At 72.9% G+C, this 576-nt stretch carries 2 pseudogenes; one reads left to right on the top strand and one right to left on the bottom strand.

Going from position 1 to position 576, the window contains the following annotated elements:
* Positions 1-12: 12 nt before the first annotated feature.
* A pseudogene (locus A5708_RS27420) lies at positions 13-78 on the top strand (hypothetical protein); the annotation flags it as partial.
* On the opposite strand, the pseudogene A5708_RS07835 reads toward A5708_RS27420, so the two are convergent.
* Positions 79-564 (bottom strand): annotated as a pseudogene (locus A5708_RS07835) (amino acid permease); the annotation flags it as partial.
* Positions 565-576: the final 12 nt, after the last annotated feature.

Raw genomic sequence — 576 nt, 5'->3', positions numbered from 1 at the left:
GCCGGCGGCGAACTGCGCCGGAGCCTAGGCGTTTTCGACGCGGTGGTGATCGGGCTGGGGTCGATGATCGGCGCCGGGCGCCCCGACGGTGAACGCGGCGACGACGACCGCGGCCAGCACCGCGAGCACCGCGGCGACGATGATGCGGGTCAGCCAGGCCGACTTCTGCACGCCGCCGTAGTTCACCGCGGTGAGCGCGACCACCGCCGCGACGGCCACCGCATGCGCCTGCGCCGGCCACGCATAGACGCCGACGGTCAAGGCCATCGCCGCACACGACGCGGTCTTGCCGACGACGAAGCCCCACCCGGCCAGGTATCCCCAGAAGTCTCCCAACCGTTTTCGGCCATAGACATAGGTGCCGCCCGACGCGGGGTATCGCGCCGCCAGCCGCGCCGACGAGGTGGCGTTGCAGTAGGCCACCACCGCGGCCAACGCCAGGCCAAGCAGCAGTCCCGAGCCGGCGGCACGCGCGGCGGGCCCCAGCGCGGCGAAAATGCCGGCGCCGATCATCGACCCCAGCCCGATCACCACCGCGTCGAAAACGCCTAGGCTCCGGCGCAGTTCGCCGCCGGC

This window comes from Mycobacterium colombiense (genome assembly GCF_001672755.1).
Taxonomy (GTDB): domain Bacteria; phylum Actinomycetota; class Actinomycetes; order Mycobacteriales; family Mycobacteriaceae; genus Mycobacterium; species Mycobacterium colombiense_C.
This window is presented reverse-complemented; position numbering and strand designations above follow the sequence as displayed.